Raw genomic sequence first — 24561 nt, forward strand, 5'->3', positions numbered from 1 at the left:
ATTTGTTTGCTAAAATATGTTTTAATGTCCCAGATTAAACACCTCATATTCATTTTTTTAATGTCACTTGGACTATCCATTAGTGCCCAAACAGACGGCATTATAAACCAAGAGGAATTAGAATTATCTCTCCAACAAGAATTAGAACAATCTAGAATATACACGGAACGTGGTGATTATTTTAACGCTAAAGACAATCTTGAAAAGGCCTTATCCATTGCTCAAAAGATAAAAGACCAAAAAACTGAAGGTGTAATTTATACCAAAATTGCAAAGCTACAGTATTTGGTTGAAGAACCAGATAAAGCTCTTTCTTCTCTTAATAAAGCTATGAGTATTCAGCGTGAGATAGAAGACTACGTTAACTTAGGTCTCACTTACAATATTAGGGGTGTTATACACAGTAATTTAAAAGAATACCCAACAGCTCTAGAATTTTTTGGTTATGCACTAGATAACTTTCAAGAGCCAAATGCAGAAAAATATCAAGCTGAAGTTAATCTTAACGAAGCACGTGTATACCTCAAAATTAATCAAATAGATAATGCCAAAAGCAAATTAGAACGTGCTATAGTTGTGGCTAAAAAACATGAGCTCAATAGAGTTTTAAGCAGTAGCTACATACACAATGCAAAAGCGTACTATGCCAAATCCGAGTACAATTTGGCATTAGACCAAGCTAAAGAAGGTTTGGATATAGCACTAGAAGATAAATCTATAGAAAATATTAACGATGCCTATCTGACTTTGAGTAAAATTTACCAAAGCAAAAATCAGTACAAGTCAGCAAACCTTTACCTCAACAAGCATTTACATTTGTCAGACTCAATACTCAATATTCAAAGAGAAAGTATGTCTTCTGAGAAAAATGCAAAATTTGTATCAGCTTATCAAAGTGCAGAAAACCAACAATTACAAAACCAAATTACTGAAGCTGATGCAGATACTAATTTAGCGAGGATAACTACTATTTTAAGTATCTCGTTAATTACAATTCTGTCTCTGTTAACGCTTTCGTTATACAAAAACAATAATATTAGACTGCGCACAAATAATATGCTTCAGATTAAAAACGACGAGCTTATTGTTGCTAAAGAAAAAGCTGAATTAGCTTCAAAAACAAAAGCAAACTTCCTATCTACAGTAACGCACGAGCTGCGTACACCACTTTATGCTGTTACGGGATTAACAAGTCTTCTGCTAGACGAAGACCCTAAAGAAAAGCAAATTCCGCATTTAAAATCATTAAAATTTTCTGGAGATTATCTATTAACCTTCATTAATGACATTCTTCAAATCAATAAGATTGAAGCTAACAAAGTGGAGTTAGACCCAGAAGATTTTAATCTAAAAACCAAGATTGAAAATGTCGTTGCTGCTTTAAACAACTCTGCAAAAGACAACAACACTAATATTCATTTTGAATATGAAGAAGGTCTCCCTGAAAACTACATTGGTGATCAGTTAAAAATATCTCAGATACTTATTAATCTTCTTGGTAATGCTATAAAGTTTACTAAAGACGGTGATATTTGGGTAAGAGTAAAAAAGAAATCTTCTAAGAAAGAACTTTACCAACTCTTATTTGAAATAGAGGATAATGGTATTGGTATTTCAAAAGAAAAACAAGAACAGATGTTCGAGAGTTTCTCTCAAGGCTCAATACAAATCAATAGAAAGTATGGTGGCACAGGTCTGGGACTTTCAATTGTTAAAGGATTAATGAAAATTCTAAACGGTAAAATTTCATTAAAAAGTCAACTAGGACAAGGAACCACATTCTTCTTCGAGCTGCCACTTAAGTATGTTGAAGCCAAGAAAAAAATAGAACCAAAAGAAAGTAAACACATAGAAAACATTAAAGCATTGGACTTAGAGAACATCAAAATTTTAGTAGTTGAAGACAACAAAATCAACCAAATGATTACTAAGAAAATTCTAACCAAAATGGGGCTTACCTGTGACATAGTAGACAATGGTGAGGATGCTGTTGAGAAGGTTAGAAATACTGAGTACAATGTTGTTTTAATGGATATTCATATGCCAGGAATAAGTGGCTTAGAAGCTACAAAGCGCATTAGAGGATTCAATAAAGAATTGACCATATTTGCGCTTACGGCCGTGACACTAGAGGATAAGATGCATGAATTTGATGAGGCTGGTTTTGATGATATTATTTCCAAACCTTTCAAACAAGAAACCTTTGAGAAGAAACTTTACGCAGCACTTTCTGGTAAGGCTGAAGCAACAACTTAATTTACAAAGTCAAGAATTAATTTATTAAATTCTGAAGACTTATCTATGACAGTTTCTATAGCAATATAGAAGAGTTTATCCTGTAGACTTTCAACCACCAATAAACGCATATAATCTTTCTCTGTAGTGATAATAAGGTCTTTTTGCTCCAGTAATTCAATATCCTTTATAGTGAAGTTATAATGGTCGCCATACTCTAGGTGTTCAAAATCAAGACTTTTAGATTTAAAATGCCGTACGAGTGGTTGAGCATTGGCAATTCCTGTCACTAATGTGAAATTACCCATAGCTTCAAGAGGCATTTCTTCAGAAGCAGATACCACTTTATCACTATAAGCTATATGACTAAAAAATACGTGCTGATGTTCTTTTGGAGCAATTTGTTTTATAATAGTCTGCTTTTCAGCATCACCCAAATCATTAGGACATTTTGTAACTATAATAGCATTAGCTCTATTGGCTCCTATCTTAGGCTCTCTTAAATTACCCGTTGGTAGCACAATATCTTTTGTGTAAAGATTTTTGTATGAGCTTAACAAAATATTGAATCCTGCTTTTACTTTTCTGTGCTGGTAGGCATCATCAAGAAGAATTATCTCGGGTTGAGGACTAAGTTGGCGTAATCCCGAAATACCATTTTGCCTATTTTCATCTACAGCAACATAAATAGAACGAAACTTATTATAAAACTGAAAAGGCTCATCGCCCAAGGTATCTACATTAGCATTTTCATCAGCTAATAAAAATCCTTTAGTCACACGTTTATAACCGCGACTTAAAGTTGCAATTTTATATTGATTTTTCAATAACCTAACTAAATACTCTATCATTGGTGTTTTTCCTGTACCACCAGTACTTAAATTACCCACACAAATCACAGGGAAATCGTAAGATTTTGACGGCTTAATACCAGAATCATACAATCGATTACGCAACCAAGTCACCAAAAAGTAAATAGGTACAATAGGAAATAGAAGGATTCTGAGGATTTTCATGATAACGAAAGTAATATATATCTTTAATATTTATATTTGAAAAAAACACAAATTCAATGGTTGTACAAGATGTTATTAATCATTTACAGGATTTAGCACCTTTGGCTTATGCTGAAGATTTTGATAATGTTGGACTTCTTGTCGGCGATAAAAACCAAAAAATCACGGGTGTATTAGTTACTCTAGATACACTAGAAGCTGTTGTAGACGAAGCTATTGAAAACAATTGCAACCTTATTGTTAGCTTCCACCCTATTATTTTTAAAGGACTAAAAAAGCTAACCGGAAAAAGCTATGTAGAACGCGTAGTTATAAAAGCCATCCAAAATAATATTGCCATTTTCGCAATTCATACAGCGCTAGATAATGCATTACAAGGTGTAAACTCTATCATCTGTGACCAGCTAGAATTAAAAAACAAACAAATTTTAATTCCTCAAAAAGGCACTATAAAAAAACTGACAACTTATGTTCCTAAAGCCAATGCTGATGCTTTAAGACAATCATTATTTCAAGCTGGTGCTGGTAGTATTGGCAATTATGACCATTGTAGTTTTAACGCTAACGGTATTGGAACTTTTAAAGGCAATGATGACTCTAACCCAGTAGTTGGACAACCTGGACAACTTCAAAAAGAAGAAGAAACCCAACTCAATATCACGTTTCATAAACACTTAGAGTCAAAAGTTCTGAAAACCTTATTTCAAGCTCATCCTTATGAAGAAGTGGCTTACGAAATCACCACACTAGACAATACCAATCAACACATTGGCATGGGTATGATTGGTGAGCTCAAAAATCCACAACCAGAAAAAGAGTTTTTAGGCTTTGTAAAGAAACGTATGAATGCCTCCTCTGTTAGACACTCACAATTTCTAGATAAGTCAGTTAAGAAAGTTGCTGTTTTAGGAGGTTCTGGCGCATTTGCTATAGGTGCAGCTAAAGTAGCTGGAGCCGATATATTTATAACTGCTGATTTAAAGTATCACGACTTTTTCACTGCAGAAAAAGACATCGTTGTTGCAGACATTGGACATTATGAGAGCGAGCAGTTCACAAAAACGTTTTTAGTAGACTATCTCTCGAAAAAAATTACTAATTTTGCAATCATTTTATCAAACACAAATACAAATCCGGTAAAGTATTTATAATTATGGCAAAAAAAGCTGAAGCTACTGTAGAAGAACGATTAAGAGCATTATACGATTTACAGTTAATCGACTCTAGAGTAGACGAAATAAGAAACATCAGAGGAGAGCTTCCTTTAGAAGTAAGAGATTTAGAAGATGATGTTGCAGGCCTTAATACAAGATTAGAAAAACTTAACGATAGCCTTGAAACTATAGACGAAGAAATTAAGTCTAAGAAAAATCAAATCGAAGAGTCAAAAACACTTATCAAAAAGTATTCTGAACAACAGAATAACGTAAGAAATAACAGAGAGTACAATTCTTTAAGTAAAGAGATTGAATTTCAAGAATTAGAAATTCAGTTAGCTGAAAAACACATCAAAGAATTTAAAGCTCAGATTGAGCAGAAAAAAGAAGTTATTTCTGAAACTAAGGATAAATTAAAAGACCGTTCTGAGCATTTAAAGCACAAGAAGAATGAGTTAGATGAAATCCTTAAAGAGACTGAAAAAGAAGAAAAAGCGCTAATCGAAGAGTCTGAAAAATTTCAAAAGAAAATAGAAGAGCGTTTAGTCTTAGCCTATAAGCGCATAAGAAATAACGTAAAAAATGGTTTAGCTGTTGTAGCCATCGAAAGAGGTGCTTCAGGTGGGTCATTCTTTACAATACCTCCACAAGTACAAGTTGAGATTGCAGCACGCAAAAAAGTAATCACTGATGAGCACAGTGGACGTATCTTAGTAGACGCCGCATTAGCTGAAGAAGAAAAAGAAAAAATGGGAAAATTATTTATTAAGCTAAGTAAATAATATATACCTTATAATTCTTAAAAGCCTCTGAAATTTCAGAGGCTTTTTTATTTAGGAAAATTTTAAAACCTTTAAAATTAAGGTTGGTTAACTTTGTTCGACTATTGAAAAAGAAAACAAAAACCCGATGAAAAAACTTATTCCAATTTTAGGTGTTGCCCTATTATTTAGCTGTAATAATACAGCTCAGAATATAAACCAGAAACAACAAGCTGTCATCAATGCAGACCCAATTGAAGTTCCTTTAAAAGATGGAAAAGCCCGTGCTTATTTTGCTAGTGGATGCTTTTGGTGTGTCGAAGCCATTTACGAAAGTGTAGAAGGTGTTGAAGAATCTATAAGTGGTTACTCTGGTGGCTGGACAAAAAATCCAACCTACGAAGCCAGCAATACAGGTCGTACAGGTCACGCAGAAGCTGTAGAAATTATTTACGACCCCAATGTTGTGAGCTTTGCTACTTTGGTTGATGTCTATTTTGCATCACAAAACCCAACACAAGTTAATGGTCAAGGCCCAGATAGAGGCTCGCAATATCGCTCAATCATTTTTTATCAGAACGATGAGCAAATGAAAATAATAGAAGAAAAGAAAGCGGCATTAGCAAAAGAGCTAGATGCTGAAATTGCGGCGGAGGTATATCCCTTCCAAAAGTTTTGGGTAGCTGAAGACTATCACCAAGATTATGAAAAACTACATCCTAATCAACGTTACATACAAGCTGTATCAATACCAAGACTAAAACGCTTCCAAGCAAAAATGCCAGAAGTGCTAAAGAAAAATGCAAAGCATTAAAACATAAACCCGTTAGAAATTCTAGCGGGTTTTTTTATTTTTAGTAAATTTCTACTATTAACTAAATTAAAAAAAGAGATGAAAGTCACAGCCAAAAAAAATGAACAAGTCGCCAATATGGTATTTGCTTCAATCTATCCGCACTACTTAAGTAGAATAGAAAAAAACGGCAGAACAAAAGAAGAACTCAACCAAGTTATAGAATGGCTTACAGGTTTTGACGAAAAAAAACTACATGAGTTCATGGACAATAAAGTTACTTTTGGGACATTTTTTAAAGGAGCCAAAATGCACCCTAACGCGCACTTAATTAAAGGCGTAGTTTGCGGTTACAGAATTGAGGAAATAGAAGATGAATTTGAAATCTATAAACGATGCCGGCAAATGGAAAAGCTAATTGACGAATTGGCAAAAGGTCGTAAAATGGAAAAAATATTAAGGGAAGGATAAAGACTTTAAACTTTACTCGCCTTAATCTCAAAAATCATAGGAAATAGTTGGTCTTTCATCTTGTACATTCCGTTTTCAGATTTAACTAAATCTGGGAAAACATTGTACGGACTTTCATCATATTCGTTTAAATAGTCTATTTGCAAACCCGCTTCAATAAGTGTATTTACAACGTCGCCTAAACCGTGATTCCAACCATATTCTTTACTCTCCATTTTTGAAGATTGGTCTGCATACGTGCCTTCATATTCATCATAAATGACTTCATCTTGGCTGTAATGGTATTTCATTTCGGGTTTATCTTCGTTATAATCAAACATCCAAAGTATTGGATGAAATTCAACAATATAAAACACACCACCAGGCTTTAGGCGTTCGGCAATCATTTGCGCCCAAGGTTTTAAATCTGGCAGCCAACCAATAGTTCCGTAGCTTGTAAATACAATATCAAAAGTTTCAGAAATATGTTTTGATGTGTCTAAAACATTACAGCAAACAAACTCTGCATCTAAACCCAATTCTTCATTAAGTTGCTTGGCCAATTTTATACCTTCATCACTTAAATCTACAGCAGTGCACTTAGCGCCCATCCGACTCCAACTCAATGTATCTTGCCCAAAATGGCATTGCAAATGCAATAACGATTTTCCTTTTACATCGCCTAAAGCTTTCAATTCATAAGGCATCAGAGAGCTTTTTCCAGCTTTAAAAGCTTCCATATCATACATATCGCTTTGGGCATGTATAGCTACTTTTTTGTTCCAAGTGGCTTTATTAGTTTCAAAATAGTTGGTCGAATCACTCATGGTTGCTTAATTTAGCGTGTAATTTAAAATAACTTTTTCAAAAAATGAGGTCGCTATTCACAATTCTATATATCTGTTTGTTAGCTGTAAGTTGCAAATCGGATAAAAAACAAGACGCAGTAGACAACGTAAAAGAGGAACTTTCTATAGCTCAGAAAATTGCAAATGCCCACGGGTTTGAGAACTGGAAAAATGTAACCGAAGTACAATTCACCTTTAAAGTTGATAGAGATACTATAAAAGGTAATGGACGTTCTTGGACGTGGCTACCAAAAAAAGACAGCGTTTATATGCAAGCTGGAGTTCAGAATATAAAATACAGTCGCAAGAGTTCAGATAGTATTCCTTTAAATGTGGATAGAGCTTTTATAAATGATAAATATTGGCTTTTAGTACCGTTTCAATTGGTTTGGGATTCTGGTGCTACACTATCAGAACCAAAAAAAGCAAAAGCGCCAATTAGTAATAACGAAATGGATATGATAACGATTCTTTATCCTAGCGAAGGCGGCTACACACCTGGCGATGCATATGACATTTACTACGACAAAGATTATATGATTAAAGAATGGACGTTTAGAAAAGGAAATACTCCAGAACCTTCTTTGTCCAATACCTTTGAAAATTATGAAGATTTTAATGGCATCAAAATTGCCATCGACCATAAGAAAGATAATGGTAGTTGGAATTTAAATTTTACCGATGTAAATGTATTAACCGAAAATTAGGGACTTTTAGCACAATGTAAGTTTCACGTGGGTCTTGCGACTCAAAACGTATAGCTTACATTTTCCGCCTTCGGGCGTCTATATATTTTGAAGGTTGTCATTTATTTGGCAACCTTTTTTTATTCAATAATCTCAGTTTAATTCTTAAGCCTTAAATCCTTATTTTTGTTAGACACCATAAAACAACTAAACTTTGTCTCATTATAAATTAGGCCTCGATTTTGCCAAAGAATTAGACCAAAAAGACCAATTGGCAAATTTTCGCAGTCAGTTCCACATTCCGAAAGACAAGAATGGAGTTGAATTGATTTACATGACGGGAAACTCTTTGGGTTTACAACCAAAAATCACAAAAGATTATATACAGCAAGAGCTTGACGATTGGGCAAAACTAGGTGTTGAAGGCCATACACAAGGCAAACATCCTTGGCTGCATTACCATGAATTTCTAACAGAAACCATGGCAGAAATTGTCGGTGCAAAACCTATTGAGGTAGTGGTGATGAATTCGCTTACCGTCAACCTTCATTTAATGATGGTGAGTTTTTACCAACCTACAAAAAAACGTTATAAAATCTTAATTGAAGCTGACGCCTTTCCTTCTGATAAATATACTGTGGAATCACAACTGAGACATCATGGCTATGATGATAAAGAAGGGCTAGTTCTTTGGAAAGCTAGAGAAGGTGAAGAATTAGCCAATTACGAAGATTTAGAAGCCATTTTAGAGCAGAACGGTGACGAGATTGCCCTAATTATGATTGGTGGTGTTAACTATTACACCGGGCAATTTTTCGATTTAAAGCGTATTACCAAACTCGGACATAAACATGGCTGTATAGTTGGTTTTGATTGTGCGCACGGTGCAGGAAACGTTTCATTAAATCTACACAATTCAGGAGCAGATTTTGCAGTTTGGTGTACCTATAAATATTTAAATTCTGGCCCAGGAAGTTTATCAGGTGCTTTTATACATGAGCGTCACGCCAACAGAAAAGACCTTAACCGATTTACAGGTTGGTGGAGCCACAATAAAGAAACGCGTTTTAAAATGCGCGATGAATTTGACCAGTTGCCTGGTGCAGAAGGTTGGCAATTAAGCAATCCGCCAATCTTATCTATGGCAGCAATAAGAGCCTCTTTAGATGTTTTTAAATCTGCTGGTTTTGATAAATTATGTTTAAAATCGAAAGCTCTTACAGGTTATTTTGAGTTTTTAATCAATAAGCTTAATAACACAAACATTAAAATCATCACGCCAAAACATCCAGATGAACGTGGTTGTCAATTATCAATTCAGGTTAACTATGCAGACAGAGCATTACATGACAAGCTCACAAAGGCAGGAATTATAACCGATTGGCGCGAACCTGATGTTATTAGATGTGCACCTGTACCATTGTACAACTCTTTTGAAGATGTATATCAATTTGTAGAACGATTGAAGACAATTTTAAGCCCATCCTAATCTTCCTGAAGGGAAGGAAATAGAAACCCTATTTAAATGAATAAAGAAAAAAATAATAGCAACAGTGAGAATGTCTTCCCTTCTGGGGAAGATTTAGATGGGGCTCAAGACATACTCATCATCGGCGCAGGACTTTGCGGCAGTTTATTAGCATTACGCTTAGGTCAACGCGGCTATAATGTCACGGTTTACGAAAAACGACCTGATTTACGTAAAGTCGATATAAGCGCAGGTCGCTCCATAAACTTAGCATTTTCAGACCGCGGAAACAAAGGCATGAAACTCGTCGGATTAGAAGAAGAAGTGAAGAAATTATGCATTCCAATGAATGGACGAATGATTCATGATAAAGAGGGAAACACCTTTATGTCTAATTACAGCGGACGCGATTATGAATATATAAACTCTATTTCACGTGAAGATTTAAATGCACTATTACTCACTGAAGCCGAAAAGCACGAAAATGTAAAAATTCATTTTAATAAAGGCTGCAAACATGTCGATTTTGAAAATACCTCAGCAGAATTCAAAGATTATATAGATAATTCAGAATTTATTGAAGATGCCGATGTGATTATCGCAACCGACGGCGCAGGTTCGGCATTACGTAAAAGCTACTACTTAGGGAAGAAATTTTTATTCAGCTTTTCGCAAGATTATCTCACCCATGGCTATAAAGAGCTTAGTATTTTACCTGCTGAAGATGGCGGTTATAAAACCTTCAAAAATGCACTTCATATTTGGCCTCGCGGTGATTTTATGATAATCGCTCTACCTAACTTGGATGGTAGTTTTACAGTGACGCTATTTTTAAGTTATGATGAAGGCGAATACAATTTCAATAACTTAACCACGCCAGAACTAGTAACAGAATTTTTCCAAAAAGAATTTCCAGACGCCTTAGAAATTATGCCAAACCTAGTTGATGATTTTTTTGAGAATCCAACAGCACCTTTGGGTACGATAAAATGTTCGCCATGGCATTACAAAGGAAACACCTTACTCATGGGAGATTCTGCGCATGCCATTGTCCCTTTTTACGGTCAAGGTATGAATGCTTCTTTTGAAGACGTCGTGGAATTCGATGCCGTTTTAGATGAAGGTCATGATAACTGGGAAGCCATTTTTAAAGCTTACGAAAAACGACGGAAAAAAGATACCGATGCTATTGCCGATTTAGCTATAGACAACTTCCACGAAATGAAAGACCATGTTGGCCAAGCTATTTTTCAAGAAAAAAGAAAAATTGAAATGGCTCTAGAAAAAGAATTTCCTGAAGAATACGCCTCAAAATATAGTTTAGTAACTTTCAACGAAGATATTGGCTATAGAGAAGCTATGCTGAGAGGTCGTGCACAAGATAAAGCCATACTAAACATGTTAAGTGACAATGTTATTTCAGCTGAAGATGACATTAAAGATGTATTAGAAAAGGTAAAAGAAGAAACTGAAGCTATTCTTGAAGATGATAGAATTGCTGGATTATATTAATAATTATGAGTGAAAAAACAGTAACACCAAGAGGTGCCTATCCACACACAAAACGCGTTGGTGATTTAATATTTGTTTCTGGCACAAGTTCTCGCAGACCAGACAACACCATTGCTGGTGTTGATATTATAGACGAAATGGGTACAAAAAAACTCAACGTCTACGCACAAACTCAAGAAGTCTTAAAAAACATAAATCGCAATCTCGAAAAGGAAGGTGCCAGCCTTAAAGATGTGGTAGATGTGACCTCATTTTTAGTTAATATGAATGATTTTGCAGATTACAATAGAGCTTATGCAGAATTTTTCGAAAAAGAAACCGGACCAACAAGAACAACTGTTGCCGTTCACCAATTACCACATCCAGATTTAGTGATTGAAATTAAGGTGATGGCTTACAAACCTGAATAATTTGAATATAAAAAACTACATAAACGGAGAATTTATAAAACCAACTTCAAATGAATGGATAGATAACTATAATCCATCGAATGGTGAAGTATATGGACAAATTCCCAACTCATCAAAAGCCGATGTAGAAAACGCTTATATCGCTGCAAAAGCTGCTTTTCCAAGTTGGTCACAAACTACTCTGGAAGAACGCAGTCGCATTCTAATTAAAATTTCAGAGTTATTAGAAGCTAATCTAGAACGTTTTGCTGAAGCAGAAAGCAAAGACAACGGCAAACCCATTTCTCTGGCTAAAACTGTAGATATTCCAAGAGCCGCAAGTAATTTCAGATTCTTTGGCAATGCCATTACTCAGTTTGCAAGTGAAAGTCATGAATCTGCTGGGGAAAATGCTATTAATTATACACTACGCCAACCAATTGGAGTTGTCGGTTGTATTTCACCATGGAATCTCCCACTCTATTTATTTACATGGAAAATAGCTCCAGCCATTGCATCAGGCAATTGTGTGGTTGCCAAACCAAGTGAAGTCACTCCGTTGACAGCTTATTTATTAGGAGAAATTTGTGATGAGGCTGGCTTGCCAAAGGGCGTTTTAAACATTGTCCATGGTTTAGGTACAACCACCGGACAAGCCATCGTAGAACATCCAGACATAAAAGCTATTTCCTTTACAGGAGGAACAGCTACTGGCGCACATATCGCCAAAGTCGCTGCGCCGATGTTTAAAAAATTATCATTAGAATTAGGAGGAAAAAACCCAAACATCATTTTTGCAGATTGCGATTATGATGATATGCTAAATACTACAATAAGGTCATCATTCGCTAATCAAGGGCAGATTTGTTTATGTGGCAGTCGTATTTTTGTAGACTCGTCGATATATGAAAAATTTAAAGCCGATTTTGTCGAAAAAATTAAGCAGCTTAAAGTTGGTCATCCGTCAGATTCAGATACTAATATTGGTGCTTTAGTTTCAAAACCGCATTTAGAAAAAGTAAAAACGTATATTGAAGTCGCAAAAGAAGAAAACGGGAAAATTCTTTGCGGTGGAAATAAAGTCACTGTAAAAAATTACGAGAATGGTTATTATCTAGAGCCTACGGTAATTGAAGCGCCTTCGGATGAGTGTCGCGTGAACCAAGAAGAAATTTTTGGACCTGTGGTTACCATAATGCCATTTGATAATGAGGACGAAGTTCTACAAATGGCTAACAAAGTAAAATACGGGTTATCCGCAACACTTTGGACAAATGACCTAAAACGAACCATGAGGATGAGTAATCAATTACAAGCTGGTATTGTTTGGGTAAACACGTGGATGATGCGTGACTTAAGAACGCCTTTTGGTGGTGTAAAAGCAAGTGGCGTTGGCAGAGAAGGCGGTTTTGAAGCGTTACGATTTTTTACAGAACCTAAAAATATATGTATCAAATATTAAACTAAATAATTATGAAAACTAGAATACTTACCCTAGCACTAAGCTTTGCAATGACTTTTGCATTTGCTCAAGAGATGAAAACATTTACTAAAGACAATTACACTATTGACTATGACACTACATGGGAAATCAGCGAGCAAAAAATACAACCTGCTGTACAGTTTATGATTCTTTCAGATGAATCTACTCAAGCTAAAGACAAGTTTAGAGAAAACATCAACTTATCTGCTGAGTCACTTCAAGGTCAAGAACTTAACGCCGCAGATTATGCAAAAATATCCTTAGATCAAATTAGCGTTCAAATTCCGGGCGCAAAAATCATCACTAATGAGTCAAAAAAACTAAACGGTATAGACTGTCAAGAAATCATTTGGTCAGCAGACTTTGGTAATAACATGATTCTAAAATTCAAACAAGTAATTTTTGTTAGAGGCGGAACAGGATATGCGCTAACATTCTCTAGTACTACAACCGAGTTTGATACTTACAAAGAATCTGCTAATAAAATGTTGAGCAGTTTCAAATTTGTTAATTAAATGAATTTAGAACTTAACAATAAATATGCACTCGTTTGTGGTAGCACACAAGGTATTGGTAAAGCAACAGCTCTAGCTTTGGCTGAAGAAGGTGTTAATGTAACTTTGATTGCTAGAAACGAAGACAAACTAAAAGCGGTTTTAGCCGAGATGCCTTCTCATAGAAATCACGATTATATTGTTGCCGATTTTTCAAATCCTTCAGAACTAGAAGAGAAAGTAAAAAATTATGTTTCCCAAAATCACGGATTTCATATCCTAGTGAATAATACTGGTGGTCCAAAAGGAGGTCCAGTGTTTTCAGCAGATGTTAACGAGTTTGAAGCAGCATTTACACAACATCTTAAATGTAATCATATTTTAGTACAGACCTTAGTACCTTTTATGAAAGCTGAAAATTACGGACGCATTATTAATGTTATTTCTACTTCTGTAAAACAACCTTTAGATGGCCTTGGAGTCAGTAACACCATTAGAGGCGCTGTTGCAAATTGGAGCAAAACTATGGCTAACGAGCTTGGACAATTTGGAATCACTGTTAACAATATCTTACCAGGCGCAACAGCTACAGAACGTCTATCACAAATCATAAAAAATAAAGCTAAAAAAACGGGTAGCAGTATTGAAGATGCTACTAAAGCTATGCAAAACACTATACCTGCAAAACGCTTTGCTCAACCTCAAGAAACAGCAGATGCTATTACGTTTTTAGCAAGTGCAAGAGCAGCATATATTAACGGAATAAATCTTCCTGTAGATGGAGGAAGAACTAAAAGTTTGTAACTTTATAAGATTGCCAAACTTAATTATATAATCATGAGTAAATTACATCCTCCTATCAATTTTAAAGCTTGGATTGAAGAAAATAGGCATCTCCTAAAACCACCTGTTGGTAATAAAGTAGTTTGGAAAGATGGTGACTATATAGTTATGGTCGTTGGAGGACCAAATAGTAGAAAGGATTACCATTATAACGAAACTCCTGAATTTTTCTATCAAATAGAAGGTGATATCGTTCTAAAGGTCATCGACAAAGGCACTCCAAAAGATATTCATATTAGAGAAGGTGATATATTTTTATTACCACCAAAAGTTCCACATTCACCTCAACGTGGCGCCAACACAGTAGGCTTGGTCATTGAATATCCCAGAGAAAAAGGGGTTAAGGATGCCCTTTTATGGTTTTGTGAAAACTGTACAACAAAACTTTACGAAGAAGATTTTACACTAGATAATATTGAAACTGATATGCCAAAAATATTTGACAAATATTATGGCGACTCTGATAAACGCACATGCCCAAATTGCAATGCAATAATGCAACCTCCAAAGAAAGTGCAGCTCAATGACTAAACGAAAACTTAGAATAAACGGACACTCTCACCTACTACCTTATCCTGAGGAAATTCCTCAGTTTATGAAAGATAAAGGTATTTTTTGGGTAGATAAAGACCGAAAATTCATGCTTCAAAAAGATTGGAATAGACCAATCACAGACTCAAGTTTCTTCTTAGACGAGAAATTGGCGTGGATGGAGCATTTTAAAATTGACCATGCTGTAGTGCTCAATCTATCTCAGCTCTATGGAAATGGTTTGCGTTTGGAAGAAATGAAACAAGCCCTACGCTTTCAAAATGATTTTAATGCACGGATTCAGCACGAAAATCCTAGTAAATTTACTACTGGCTTTGTTGTGCATCCTGGTTTTGTCCGCGGCGCATGTTGGGAAATTGAGCGCTGTGTCGAAGTTTTAGGTATGCGCTTATTATGCTTACCTACTCACTACATGGATACCATTGGAACATGGCGTTGCATTTTTGATGAAGAAAACGAACCTATTTTTGAACTGGCAGATAAATACAATTTAGCTGTTGAAATCCATCCCTATGATGGCGAAAAATTTATAAAATTAGAAAATACTTCTTGGCGTTTTCATTTGATATGGATGTTAGCTCAATGCGCTGATGCTTATCATTTTTTAACCTTAAATGGTTATTACGAAAAGTATCCTAAAATGCGCATCTGTTTTGCTCACGGTGGTCAACTGGCTCAGATTAATTTAGGGAGACGTATTCAAGGATTTGATGGTCGTCCAGATTTATTTGAAGGAAAAATTCATCCTCGAAAAGCTGTAGGCCATAAAAACATATTCTTTGACACACTAGTTCATGACACAGGCTCTTTGGAGTTATTGATAAAAAATCAAGGGTCTAAACAAGTTTTGATGGGATTAGATGACCCTTATCCATTGGGTGAAATGGAAAGTACTCAACAATCCTCTTACCCTGGTAAAATTTTAGACTTGGCTATTGATCGAAATATTATTAATGAAGATGAACGTGATGCTATTTGGGAAGACAACGTTATCCAATGGCTTTGTGGTGATAATCAAGAGGCTAAAGACAAATTGGTAAAACGTATTTTGAGTTAAATCAAAACTTCTATATTTATATTAACTAATCAATTTTATATTATGAGAAAAATCGGTATTTACGCAACCTTAATTGGTTTGGCCTTAATTATCCTACCTTATTTTGGCTTAACACTCAGACTGTTTGGAATGATTGACGAATTGGGAGAAACTCCTGCTTGGGCTATTAAAATAGGTCTGGTTGTAGTCGGAGTTATTCTATATTTTCTTGGAGGCGCTAATTCTACATCTGAAGTTGCTAAGCAAAATACTGAATCTGAAGCTTAAAGGTCTTACATGCACTTTCTACCAGAAAAATTAGACGAATACGTTGTTGCACATTCTGAAGAAGAGCCAGACTTATTGCAACAACTTACTAGGGAAACCTACCAAAAAATATTACAACCCATTATGCTTAGCGGTCCGTATCAAGGTCGTGTCTTAAGTATGATTTCAAAATTAATAAATCCTAGCTCTGTATTAGAGCTAGGGACTTTTACTGGTTATTCTACGCTTTGTCTAGCAGAGGGCTTACAAAAAGACGGAACAATACATACCATTGATATTAATGAAGAGCTAGAAGATTTTCAGAGAAAATATTTTGATAAATCAGGTTATGGTAAACAAATAATTCAGCATGTAGGCAATGCTTTAAATATTATTCCAAAAATAGACGCTACTTTTGATTTAGTCTTCATAGATGCTGACAAACCTAATTATAGCAATTACTTTCATTTAGTGATTGATAAACTTAAGTCAGGAGGTATTATACTATCAGACAATGTGCTCTGGCATGGAAAAGTAGTTGAAAAACTCAACCCAAAAGACATCTCAACAAAAGCAGTTTTAGATTACAATACACTTCTTAAAAATGACCCACAAATTGAAACCGTGGTTTTACCAATCCGAGATGGATTGACTATTAGTAGAAAGCTGTAAAAAAAAGTATTAAGTCGGTAATTATTTATTACGCTTTACCGAACCCGCAAAATCCTCAACTTCATCACGGACTTTATTAAGTTCTTCATTGATACTCTGAGTCACTTCTGTATCGATGATACCGTTTTCTTTTGCACTTTTAGTCACTTCATGCTTAATATCATTAGTAGCGTCTTTTAGTGTACGCATACCCTTACCCAAACCACGAGCGATTTCAGGAATTTTATCAGCTCCAAAAACCATTACTACTATAAATAGAATAAAAATGATTTCTGTACCGCCAATGAATAATAATGTAGGTTGACTAAACATGTTACAAATATATGATGTTTGCAAGACTTCTTATATATCTAGCTTGGTATTTATTTATTAAGAGATACCGTCATTCGCTGGTATTAGTTTAACTAAACATTTTTCAAAATTGAAAAATGAGTTGCACTAAAAAAGCCGACTCGTTAAAGTCGGCTTTAAGTCTATAAAAACTTTCAATTAGTCTTTAATCTTATTTTTAAACTGATTAAACTCGCTTTCTTTAACCTCTTTAGGCCATGAGTTGTTAGATGTATCTACATCTGCAGTTTCTAAATCTGGGTCAACTGCAATAGAAACGATTTCTTTATCACTTGCAATAGCTCGAGAAACTTCTTTATCATTAAGTCTCCAGATTTGTGCAGGGAATGTTTCTCTCTTCTTAGTTCCATCAGCATAAGTATACTCAACAATAATTGGCATTACTAATCCTCCAGGTTTTTCATATGTTACTTGGTAGAAATACTTAGGAGACTTCATTTCCTTACGTTGTTCTGGAGTAAAATTATCCATAACAAACTCTTTGACTGTTGGCAAATCTGATAACTCACCAGCTTTTAAGGCTTCATCATAGCCATCTTTTCCTTCTTCAACAAAATATAATAAGTCAGCAGTATCCATATTGAAACGTTCTGCTATTTTCTTACCTTCTTCAGTTGGATTGGCAGTTATTGCATATTTCTTCACTTCTTTTATACCTATATCTGTATAATCAGTTGTGTAAAACCAACCTCTCCAAAACCAATCTAAATCTACAGCAGATGCATCTTCCATTGTACGGAAAAAATCTTCTGGTGTTGGGTGCTTAAACTTCCAACGGTTTGCATATTCTTTAAACGAATAGTCAAACAAATCGCGACCCATAATTGTTTCTCTTAAAATGTTTAGACCAGTTGCTGGTTTAGAGTAGGCATTACTTCCAAATTGATAGGTATTCAAACCTTTTGTCATAATAGGCGCAATGAAATCTTGATTTCCGCCCATATATCTCACAATATTTTTAGCTGGTCCACGACGAGATGGATATTTGGTTTGTCCTGGCGATAATGCAGCCGGATACCACTCACCAAAATCTTGCTCTGCTACGTATTGTACAAAAGTATTAAGACCTTCGTCCATCCATGTCCACTGACGCTCATCACTATTAACAATCATTGGAAACCAGTTATGACCAACCTCATGGATGATAACTCCCATCATACCAAACTTAACACGGTCAGAGTAAGTCCCATCTTTATTAGGACGGCCAAAATTGTAGCAAATCATAGGATACTCCATACCCATTGGTGCGTGAGCAGATATAGCTTTGTGGTAAGGATAATCAAACGTCATACGTGAGTAACTCTTTAAAGTACTCGCCACTACTTTTGTAGACCAATCTCCCCATAGTGGATTTCCTTCTTTAGAATACATAGACACTGCCATGACGTCTTTCGTATCAAGCTTAACGGCCATCATATCCCAGATAAATTTTCGTGATGTCGCAAAACCAAAATCACGAACCATTTGTGCAGATAATTTCCAAGTCTTCTTGTCTTTACTCTTAGATTTTTCAGCTTTCTCAGCTTCCTCTTGTGTTACAATTAAAACAGGCTCATCATAAGATTTTTTTGCCTTTTTGTAACGCTTCATCATTTCCTTGGTAAAAACTTCTTCTCTATTGGTCAAGTAACCCGTACCATCTAGGATATGGTCTGCAGGTACTGTAATATTTACATCGAAATTACCAAACGGTAATGCAAATTCATCACGTCCCCAAAACTGAGAGTTTTGCCATCCTTCAACATCATTGTACACAGCCATACGCGGATAGAACTGTGCCATAACGTAAATTCTGTTATCATTTTCTTCGAAATACTCATAACCAGAACGTCCACCATCTTTAACGTGGTCGTTAATATTGTACCACCACTTAATGTTAAAGACAAACTTATCTCCTGTTTTCATTGCCTTTGGCAACTCTACACGCATCATGGTTCTGTTAATCGTGTGCGGTAATGGCTTGCCATTACTATCTGAAACTTCTTGGATATTAAAACCCCCATCAAAGCGCTCTTTTAGGTATGACCCTGCTGCTCTAGAAGGCGTTGTCGCTGGCCCAAATCCGCTACCATTTATTAATGGTGTTTTAGAGTCTCTTGCTCTCATGTTTTGGTCTAGCTGCACCCAAAGGTAAGTCAACTCATCTGGAGAATTATTTGTGTAGGTAATCGTTTCGTAACCAGATAATCTTGCTTTGTCATCGTCAATCTCGATGTCCATTTTATAATCCGCTTGTTGTTGGTAGTAAGCTGGACCTGGAGCTCCAGAACCTGTACGAAACATGTTTGGAGTTGCAAATTCGTCGTATAACTGCTTGAATTTGTTTTGATTAGTGTGTCCTTGTGGTTTTTCTTTTTTTTCAGCATCCTGTGCGAATGCACCAGCTGAGACAAATAAAAGTCCTAGTAAGACGTGTTTAAAAATCTTCATAATAAGGGTTTGGTGTATTAAAAATGATGCCTAAAGTAGGAAAAATGAAGATATTTTAACACAAATTAGTCAAAGTTTAACACGGCTTTGTTATTCTCTGGAATAAGAATAAAGCTTTTGTCGTTACCGTTAATTTTGGTGCGAAGGATATTTTGCTGTTTTGGATAGATATCGAATAAGACTTCGTTCTTTACTTCCATAGTCTTAATAGCCTCAACATTCTCGATTTCTAGATAGCAATACACAATATCATCTTTGTATTCTTTTCCTAAAAAATTAAACTCGACATCGGCAGTATTAACCTTAATATCTAGTTTGAATTTGAGGTATTTCTCGATATATACATCTACCATTTTAGATTCATCCTTAATGGCTAATGTGATGTTTTCGTCATAACGTTCTCTGATTAATTTTTCGAAATCGTCAATAAATATTTGACTAATAATCTGAAGAGATTTTTCTTCCTTTACATATTCCATCTTTGTGACACTCACATAATATTCGTGGCTATTTGAAGCCGAACTCAACATGAAAACGAGTACTAAAAGTGTAATTATGTATTTGATTTTTTTCATTCTATAGTGTGACTGCATTCTAATAAGACAAAACCTATGCCAACTAGTTCTTATCTGAATTTAAATTTTGCTGATAAGTTGATAATTTTTCCTTTAAGAATGGGATAACTTCAGAAGGGTCGTTCTGCTCACAAATATTCTTAAATTTCAAGTCATCCATACAAAAGTAGAAATAATCCGCCTTTTGGGCTTCAGTAAATTCTATATTTTTAAACAAACTCTCTGAGTAAAATTCCCTCATTCGCTTCATACATTTATCTTTTTCGCTCAACTCTACTTGCGCTCTCAGACGTTTTGTACGACCACTAATTCGATTTAATAGTTTATGAAAATTAACCCCAAGACCCGTATATATTGGCCCGCCTCCATCTGCATCAGCCAATTTGCGTTCTTCAATGGTTTTTGGCTTCCCTGTATAACCAGGTATACCCAAATCGTAAAAATTAACTTCTTCTTTAAGCTCCACATTACCAATATCAGAGCCAATATTACCTGTTAGAACTTTTCCCACTACCACCTCATCTAGCTCATTAACTTTCTCCTCTAAAAACACACGAAGATTGCCTTCTGAAATTGTTTTATAAGTAACCAACACTTCTTTGATTTTATATTTTAAACCAGAAAACACTAATGTATCTTTTGCTTTTACCTTAATTACAAAGCTACCATCTGTATCGGTAACCGTATACTTTACCGAAGATTTATTAAGCACATGTATGCCTTCTACTTCATCATTAGCAATTACAATACCTCTGAGGTTTTGTAACTGTGCTTTAGCTAAAAGACTAGAGAATAACAATAATAATAGACTAATCTTTTTTATCATCTAAAGTTAATTGAGTTTTAAACAATTGCAGTTCTTCTTTTAGGAATGTTATTGGATATAACACATTATTGGCATTACAAGCTTCGTCAAGTTTTTCACTATCCATGATAAAGTTAAAGAATCTATTCTGTAGTACCTCAGAAAGATTCTCTTCTTCGAAAATTAAATCTTTGTAAGATGATTTTAAGCGCTCAACACATATAATGCTTTTATCTAGTTTTACTCTTTCTTTAAGTTCTTTTGTTCTACCAGTTATTACGTTGATAATTGCTATTAAAGGAATACCTCCTCCTGAAGTTGCAGCAGCTAATTTTCGTTCACTAAGCGTTTTTTGCTTACCCGTGTAACCAGGAATACCCAAATCGTAAAAATTTATAGGTACTTCTATTTCTTGATTCTTTAAATCAGATTCTATATTACCAGTCAGTATTTTACCAACTACAACTTGGTCTAACTGTGTTACATTTTCTTCAAGTGACAACTCTAAATTATTAGTAAAAATGATGGATTGGGTAATCACGATTTCTTTGGCTTTATATTTTACTCCAGAGAAAGTCAACGTATCATTTGTCTTAACAGGGATTACAAAACTCCCATCTTTATTAGTAACTGTATATTTTAATGCTGTTTTATTTAAGATATGGATTCCTTCTACCTCACTGTTATTGATGATTTTACCTTTTAAATTTTGGAGTTGAGCTGAAACGGAAACACATAAGAATACAGTGGAAATCCAAATTAGTAAAATCTTTATTTTCAATTTTTTAATTTGAGAAAGCGCTTGCTTTGTTTGTGAAGATGACCTATTAGGTACATTTCGTTCTTTTTCATAAGTAAAGATTCTTTATAACCTTCTCTTTCTACAAAAAGAATAAATGCCTCTGCTAAATCTAGAGGAATTTCAAAATTCTCATTTAGGTATTCGGAATCATAACGTTTAAACAAAGGACTCTGTCTAGCTTGAAATTCTTCTAAAGCATTGACTTTCTTTTTTTTGTCTTTAGGGAAAACTTCTTTGAAAATATTAACAAAATTAAGCCCATTTCTAAAACGATTTTCATCCAGCAAAGGGTCGTCAATTTTTGTTTTATTATCTGCCGAAAATTTGTAGTCGTCAAAGTCTTCTTCGCCTTTATATATCTCAGACATTTCAACATTATACGTTCTTACGGCTTCGACATCTACATTCAAATTCCCTGATAAATCGTAAGGTAAAACAATAACTTCATCTAACTTATTAACCTCTTCTACTAGACGAACAGATACTTGGCGTGACTTAATAATACGCTCATCTATTCGTATGGTAAAATCCTGAAATTGCAATGCTCCAAAAGCAATAACATCATTCTCGGCTACAAAAATTTTGAAGGCACCATTCTCATCTGTTATCGTTCCTTTATTAGAACTTTGGTTATATACAGTTATTCCTTCTTTGTCTTCTACTTCTACATTAATGCGCCCATTAATCTCTACACGCTCAACATCCTGAGCTAAAGCAGAAAAAAACGCGCCTAAAAAAGCTAAGAGAAAAAAAACGGTTTTGGATGGTTGGCTTTTCATAATAGTAAATGTCGTAGTAGTATTCTTAAAAATATAATAAGCCTCTTGTAAAGTTTTGTTAAATCATAAAATAAGAATCTAATAAATTGCTCTATTTTTACTCCGATAAACCGAACTAAAACCTTAATGTTTTGAAATCAGCAATTATAGCAAGTACTTCTACAATTCATGGAAGCGGTTATTTAGAATACCTCACAAACACTTTAAAAGACCACTTTAATAGAGTTGATGAAATCGTATTCATTCCCTATGCTAGACCAAGCGGTATATCTCATGATGAATATACAAAAATTGCTTCAAAAGCTTTTTTGAAATTAGACAAAAAAGTGATTGGAATACATGAATTTAATAACCCAGCTGAAGCTATGTTAAATGCAAAAGGAATTTTTACTGGCGGTGGTAATACCTTTGTTTTGGTAAATCAACTGTATAAAAACAAATTAATTGAGCCCTTAAAAGAGGTTATAGAAAACGGAACACCATATTTAGGCACAAGCGCTGGTAGCAATATTTGTGGTCTTACTATGAATACCACTAACGATATGCCAATTGTATATCCTCCCAGCTTTAAAACTCTAGGCATTGTACCTTTTAATATTAATCCGCATTACTTAGATTCCATTGAAGGAAGCACACATATGGGAGAAACTAGAGAAACTCGGATTAAAGAGTTTCATAAATTCAACACACAACCTGTCATTGGCTTAAGAGAAGGCAGCTGGATTGAAGTTAAAGGTAAAACCATGTTCTTAAGAGGTGAATTAGATGCTAGAATTTTTACTTACAATGAAGCGCCATATGAAATTAAAACCAATACTGACTTAGAATTTTTGAAGTAATTATAAGTGCTTAAAGAAATGGTAACCCCATATTTCCATACCTTCATTATAGTAAAACTTATGTGAAGGGTAATTATTTACATAGGTATTGAGCTCCATAGAATTACACCCCTTAGAAATGCAATAATTGTTAATCCATTGCATAAATTTTTTACCCAAACCTTGGCTTCTGTAATCTTCTGAAATGTACACATGGTCTAGCTCTACAGACTTACCTGCATAATGCCTTGTGCAAAACCAGAGTCCTGTAACACCTACAATTTTGTCATCGTCATAAATTACAGCACATTCATAGTTTTGCTTTACCATCTCATTGAATCTATCTTTTAACATAGCTCTAGAAATGCGTCCTTGATTTAATTTAAAAACCAGAGGAATGACATCAGATATCTTTTCACTAGAAATTATTCGAAATGTAAAATTCATAATCAAAATAGCTAATTAACGATTTTCTAAAAATAAATGAACTTTTCGTATTTTAGAAAACTAAATTATGTGGAAATTATGAGAAGAGGAAATTTTAAAGTAAGATTACTCATTGGTGTGGTAGTCGTTGCTTTTGCATTTATTAGACGTTGCAGCCAACAGGAAACCAATCCATATACAGGTCGTGTACAAGCAATATCACTTTCGCCAGAACAAGAAATTGCAATAGGTTTACAAAGTGCTCCAGGTATGGCTCAACAACATGGCGGCTTACATCCAGATAATCGTTATCAAGCTTTAGTAGATAATGTAGGGCAAAAATTAGTAAACAATAGCATTGCAAAAAACACACCTTATAAATACGATTTTCATCTCTTGGCAGACGACAAAACTATAAATGCTTTTGCTCTTCCCGGTGGACAATGTTTCATAACTTATGCGCTTTTTTCTAAACTACAAAACGAAGACCAATTGGCTGGTGTTTTAGGTCATGAAATTGGTCACGTTTTAGGAAAACATTCTAATGAACGTATTACAGATTCAAAATTTTGGCAAACCTTAGTTATGGGCGCTTCAGCCATAGATTTTGGAGCTGTAGCTCAACAGTATGGGCAAGGAAAACTTTTAGCCAACGGACGTGATGATGAGCTAGAAAGTGATGAGCTTGGTGTTTTATTTATGATAAAAGCGGGTTATAATCCAGAGGAAATGATTGGCGTCATGCAAATTCTAAAAAATGCCGCTGGTCCAAATAGAGTACCAGAATTTCAGAGTACACATCCAGACCCAGAAAATAGAATAGAAAAAATTAGAGAAGCCATTTCTAAATACAAAAAAGCATCCTAATAAGAATGCTTTTTTACACTAACTAACTCAAATAATTGCTTTAGAA

Annotated in this window: 27 protein-coding genes; 18 read left to right on the forward strand and 9 right to left on the reverse strand. The window is 34.8% G+C overall.

What is annotated here, in order from left to right; all coding sequences use genetic code 11:
• The first annotated feature begins 24 nt into the window (after positions 1 to 24).
• Complete coding sequence (locus BUB95_RS02435) at positions 25 to 2256, forward strand: tetratricopeptide repeat-containing hybrid sensor histidine kinase/response regulator (protein ID WP_073082548.1); 2232 nt, start codon at positions 25 to 27, stop codon at positions 2254 to 2256.
• Here the strand turns inward: BUB95_RS02435 and lpxK are convergent.
• On the reverse strand, positions 2253 to 3251 hold the full coding sequence (gene lpxK / locus BUB95_RS02440) for a tetraacyldisaccharide 4'-kinase (RefSeq protein ID WP_073082551.1): 999 nt from the start codon (positions 3249 to 3251) through the stop codon (positions 2253 to 2255). The genes BUB95_RS02435 and lpxK overlap by 4 nt on opposite strands.
• 56 nt (positions 3252 to 3307) lie before the next feature.
• On the opposite strand from lpxK, the gene BUB95_RS02445 reads away from it, so the two are divergent.
• The 4 genes from BUB95_RS02445 (at position 3308) to BUB95_RS02460 (ending at position 6433) form a co-directional block, all read left to right on the forward strand.
• Complete coding sequence (locus BUB95_RS02445) at positions 3308 to 4402, forward strand: Nif3-like dinuclear metal center hexameric protein (RefSeq protein ID WP_073082553.1); 1095 nt, start codon at positions 3308 to 3310, stop codon at positions 4400 to 4402.
• Between the two features lie 2 nt (positions 4403 to 4404).
• On the forward strand, positions 4405 to 5190 hold the full coding sequence (locus BUB95_RS02450; RefSeq protein WP_073082556.1) for a zinc ribbon domain-containing protein: 786 nt from the start codon (positions 4405 to 4407) through the stop codon (positions 5188 to 5190).
• 127 nt (positions 5191 to 5317) lie between these two features.
• Positions 5318 to 5983 carry a peptide-methionine (S)-S-oxide reductase MsrA gene (gene msrA / locus BUB95_RS02455; protein WP_073082559.1) on the forward strand — a complete coding sequence of 222 codons (666 nt, stop codon included), beginning with the start codon at positions 5318 to 5320 and terminating at the stop codon, positions 5981 to 5983.
• 78 nt (positions 5984 to 6061) lie between these two features.
• Positions 6062 to 6433 carry a DUF2200 domain-containing protein gene (locus tag BUB95_RS02460; protein WP_073082562.1) on the forward strand — a complete coding sequence of 124 codons (372 nt, stop codon included), beginning with the start codon at positions 6062 to 6064 and terminating at the stop codon, positions 6431 to 6433.
• 5 nt (positions 6434 to 6438) lie between these two features.
• Here BUB95_RS02460 and BUB95_RS02465 read toward each other — a convergent pair whose 3' ends face one another.
• Positions 6439 to 7239 carry a methyltransferase domain-containing protein gene (locus tag BUB95_RS02465; RefSeq protein WP_073082564.1) on the reverse strand — a complete coding sequence of 267 codons (801 nt, stop codon included), beginning with the start codon at positions 7237 to 7239 and terminating at the stop codon, positions 6439 to 6441.
• A 44-nt stretch (positions 7240 to 7283) separates the two neighbouring features.
• Between BUB95_RS02465 and BUB95_RS02470 the strand changes: the two genes are divergently transcribed.
• The 11 genes from BUB95_RS02470 to BUB95_RS02520 all read left to right on the forward strand — a co-directional run bounded on the left by BUB95_RS02470 (position 7284) and on the right by BUB95_RS02520 (position 16662).
• On the forward strand, positions 7284 to 7967 hold the full coding sequence (locus tag BUB95_RS02470; protein ID WP_073082567.1) for a hypothetical protein: 684 nt from the start codon (positions 7284 to 7286) through the stop codon (positions 7965 to 7967).
• A 193-nt stretch (positions 7968 to 8160) separates the two neighbouring features.
• Positions 8161 to 9435, forward strand: a complete 1275-nt coding sequence (gene kynU, locus BUB95_RS02475; protein WP_073082570.1) for a kynureninase — start codon at positions 8161 to 8163, stop codon at positions 9433 to 9435.
• Positions 9436 to 9471: 36 nt separating this feature from the next.
• The gene (locus BUB95_RS02480) at positions 9472 to 10926 is read left to right on the forward strand and encodes an FAD-dependent oxidoreductase (RefSeq protein WP_083573299.1); all 1455 of its coding nucleotides are present in this window, start codon (positions 9472 to 9474) and stop codon (positions 10924 to 10926) included.
• A gap of 5 nt (positions 10927 to 10931) precedes the next feature.
• Positions 10932 to 11336 (forward strand): RidA family protein, encoded by a 405-nt coding sequence (locus BUB95_RS02485; RefSeq protein WP_073082573.1) that lies wholly within the window; start codon positions 10932 to 10934, stop codon positions 11334 to 11336.
• Between the two features lies 1 nt (position 11337).
• The gene (locus BUB95_RS02490) at positions 11338 to 12777 is read left to right on the forward strand and encodes an aldehyde dehydrogenase (protein ID WP_073082576.1); all 1440 of its coding nucleotides are present in this window, start codon (positions 11338 to 11340) and stop codon (positions 12775 to 12777) included.
• Positions 12778 to 12788: 11 nt separating this feature from the next.
• Positions 12789 to 13313 (forward strand): hypothetical protein, encoded by a 525-nt coding sequence (locus BUB95_RS02495; RefSeq protein ID WP_143185555.1) that lies wholly within the window; start codon positions 12789 to 12791, stop codon positions 13311 to 13313.
• Positions 13314 to 14096 (forward strand): SDR family oxidoreductase, encoded by a 783-nt coding sequence (locus tag BUB95_RS02500; protein ID WP_073082582.1) that lies wholly within the window; start codon positions 13314 to 13316, stop codon positions 14094 to 14096.
• Between the two features lie 33 nt (positions 14097 to 14129).
• Positions 14130 to 14666, forward strand: a complete 537-nt coding sequence (locus tag BUB95_RS02505; RefSeq protein ID WP_073082585.1) for a 3-hydroxyanthranilate 3,4-dioxygenase — start codon at positions 14130 to 14132, stop codon at positions 14664 to 14666.
• Positions 14659 to 15744: an amidohydrolase family protein gene (locus tag BUB95_RS02510; protein ID WP_073082588.1), complete on the forward strand. Its 1086-nt coding sequence runs from the start codon at positions 14659 to 14661 to the stop codon at positions 15742 to 15744. Before BUB95_RS02505 ends, BUB95_RS02510 begins: the two co-directional genes overlap by 8 nt.
• A gap of 42 nt (positions 15745 to 15786) precedes the next feature.
• Entirely contained in the window at positions 15787 to 16011 is a 225-nt protein-coding gene (locus tag BUB95_RS02515; protein ID WP_073082591.1) for a hypothetical protein, read from the forward strand.
• 9 nt (positions 16012 to 16020) lie between these two features.
• Positions 16021 to 16662: an O-methyltransferase gene (locus BUB95_RS02520; RefSeq protein ID WP_073082593.1), complete on the forward strand. Its 642-nt coding sequence runs from the start codon at positions 16021 to 16023 to the stop codon at positions 16660 to 16662.
• 21 nt (positions 16663 to 16683) lie between these two features.
• On the opposite strand, the gene BUB95_RS02525 is transcribed toward BUB95_RS02520, so the two are convergent.
• From BUB95_RS02525 to BUB95_RS02550, 6 genes are all read right to left on the reverse strand, one after another.
• Positions 16684 to 16974, reverse strand: a complete 291-nt coding sequence (locus BUB95_RS02525) for a Sec-independent protein translocase subunit TatA/TatB (protein ID WP_073082596.1) — start codon at positions 16972 to 16974, stop codon at positions 16684 to 16686.
• A 177-nt stretch (positions 16975 to 17151) separates the two neighbouring features.
• Positions 17152 to 19443, reverse strand: a complete 2292-nt coding sequence (locus BUB95_RS02530) for a M1 family metallopeptidase (protein ID WP_073082599.1) — start codon at positions 19441 to 19443, stop codon at positions 17152 to 17154.
• Positions 19444 to 19508: 65 nt separating this feature from the next.
• Complete coding sequence (locus BUB95_RS02535; protein ID WP_073082602.1) at positions 19509 to 20018, reverse strand: DUF6702 family protein; 510 nt, start codon at positions 20016 to 20018, stop codon at positions 19509 to 19511.
• 43 nt (positions 20019 to 20061) lie between these two features.
• The gene (locus tag BUB95_RS02540) at positions 20062 to 20844 is read right to left on the reverse strand and encodes a carboxypeptidase-like regulatory domain-containing protein (protein ID WP_073082605.1); all 783 of its coding nucleotides are present in this window, start codon (positions 20842 to 20844) and stop codon (positions 20062 to 20064) included.
• Entirely contained in the window at positions 20828 to 21604 is a 777-nt protein-coding gene (locus BUB95_RS02545; protein ID WP_159432628.1) for a carboxypeptidase-like regulatory domain-containing protein, read from the reverse strand. Before BUB95_RS02545 ends, BUB95_RS02540 begins: the two co-directional genes overlap by 17 nt.
• Positions 21601 to 22404: a carboxypeptidase-like regulatory domain-containing protein gene (locus tag BUB95_RS02550; protein WP_073082610.1), complete on the reverse strand. Its 804-nt coding sequence runs from the start codon at positions 22402 to 22404 to the stop codon at positions 21601 to 21603. The genes BUB95_RS02545 and BUB95_RS02550 overlap by 4 nt, the downstream gene beginning before the upstream one ends.
• A 131-nt stretch (positions 22405 to 22535) precedes the next feature.
• On the opposite strand from BUB95_RS02550, the gene pepE reads away from it, so the two are divergent.
• Entirely contained in the window at positions 22536 to 23243 is a 708-nt protein-coding gene (gene pepE, locus BUB95_RS02555; protein WP_073082612.1) for a dipeptidase PepE, read from the forward strand.
• Here the strand turns inward: pepE and BUB95_RS02560 are convergent, their stop codons facing one another.
• Entirely contained in the window at positions 23244 to 23669 is a 426-nt protein-coding gene (locus tag BUB95_RS02560; protein WP_073082615.1) for a GNAT family N-acetyltransferase, read from the reverse strand.
• Positions 23670 to 23747: 78 nt separating this feature from the next.
• Here BUB95_RS02560 and BUB95_RS02565 point away from each other — a divergent pair, with 78 nt between their 5' ends.
• Entirely contained in the window at positions 23748 to 24515 is a 768-nt protein-coding gene (locus tag BUB95_RS02565; protein WP_073082618.1) for a M48 family metalloprotease, read from the forward strand.
• Positions 24516 to 24561 lie beyond the last annotated feature (46 nt).

The sequence above is a fragment of the Winogradskyella jejuensis genome, assembly GCF_900129745.1.
Taxonomy (GTDB): domain Bacteria; phylum Bacteroidota; class Bacteroidia; order Flavobacteriales; family Flavobacteriaceae; genus Winogradskyella; species Winogradskyella jejuensis.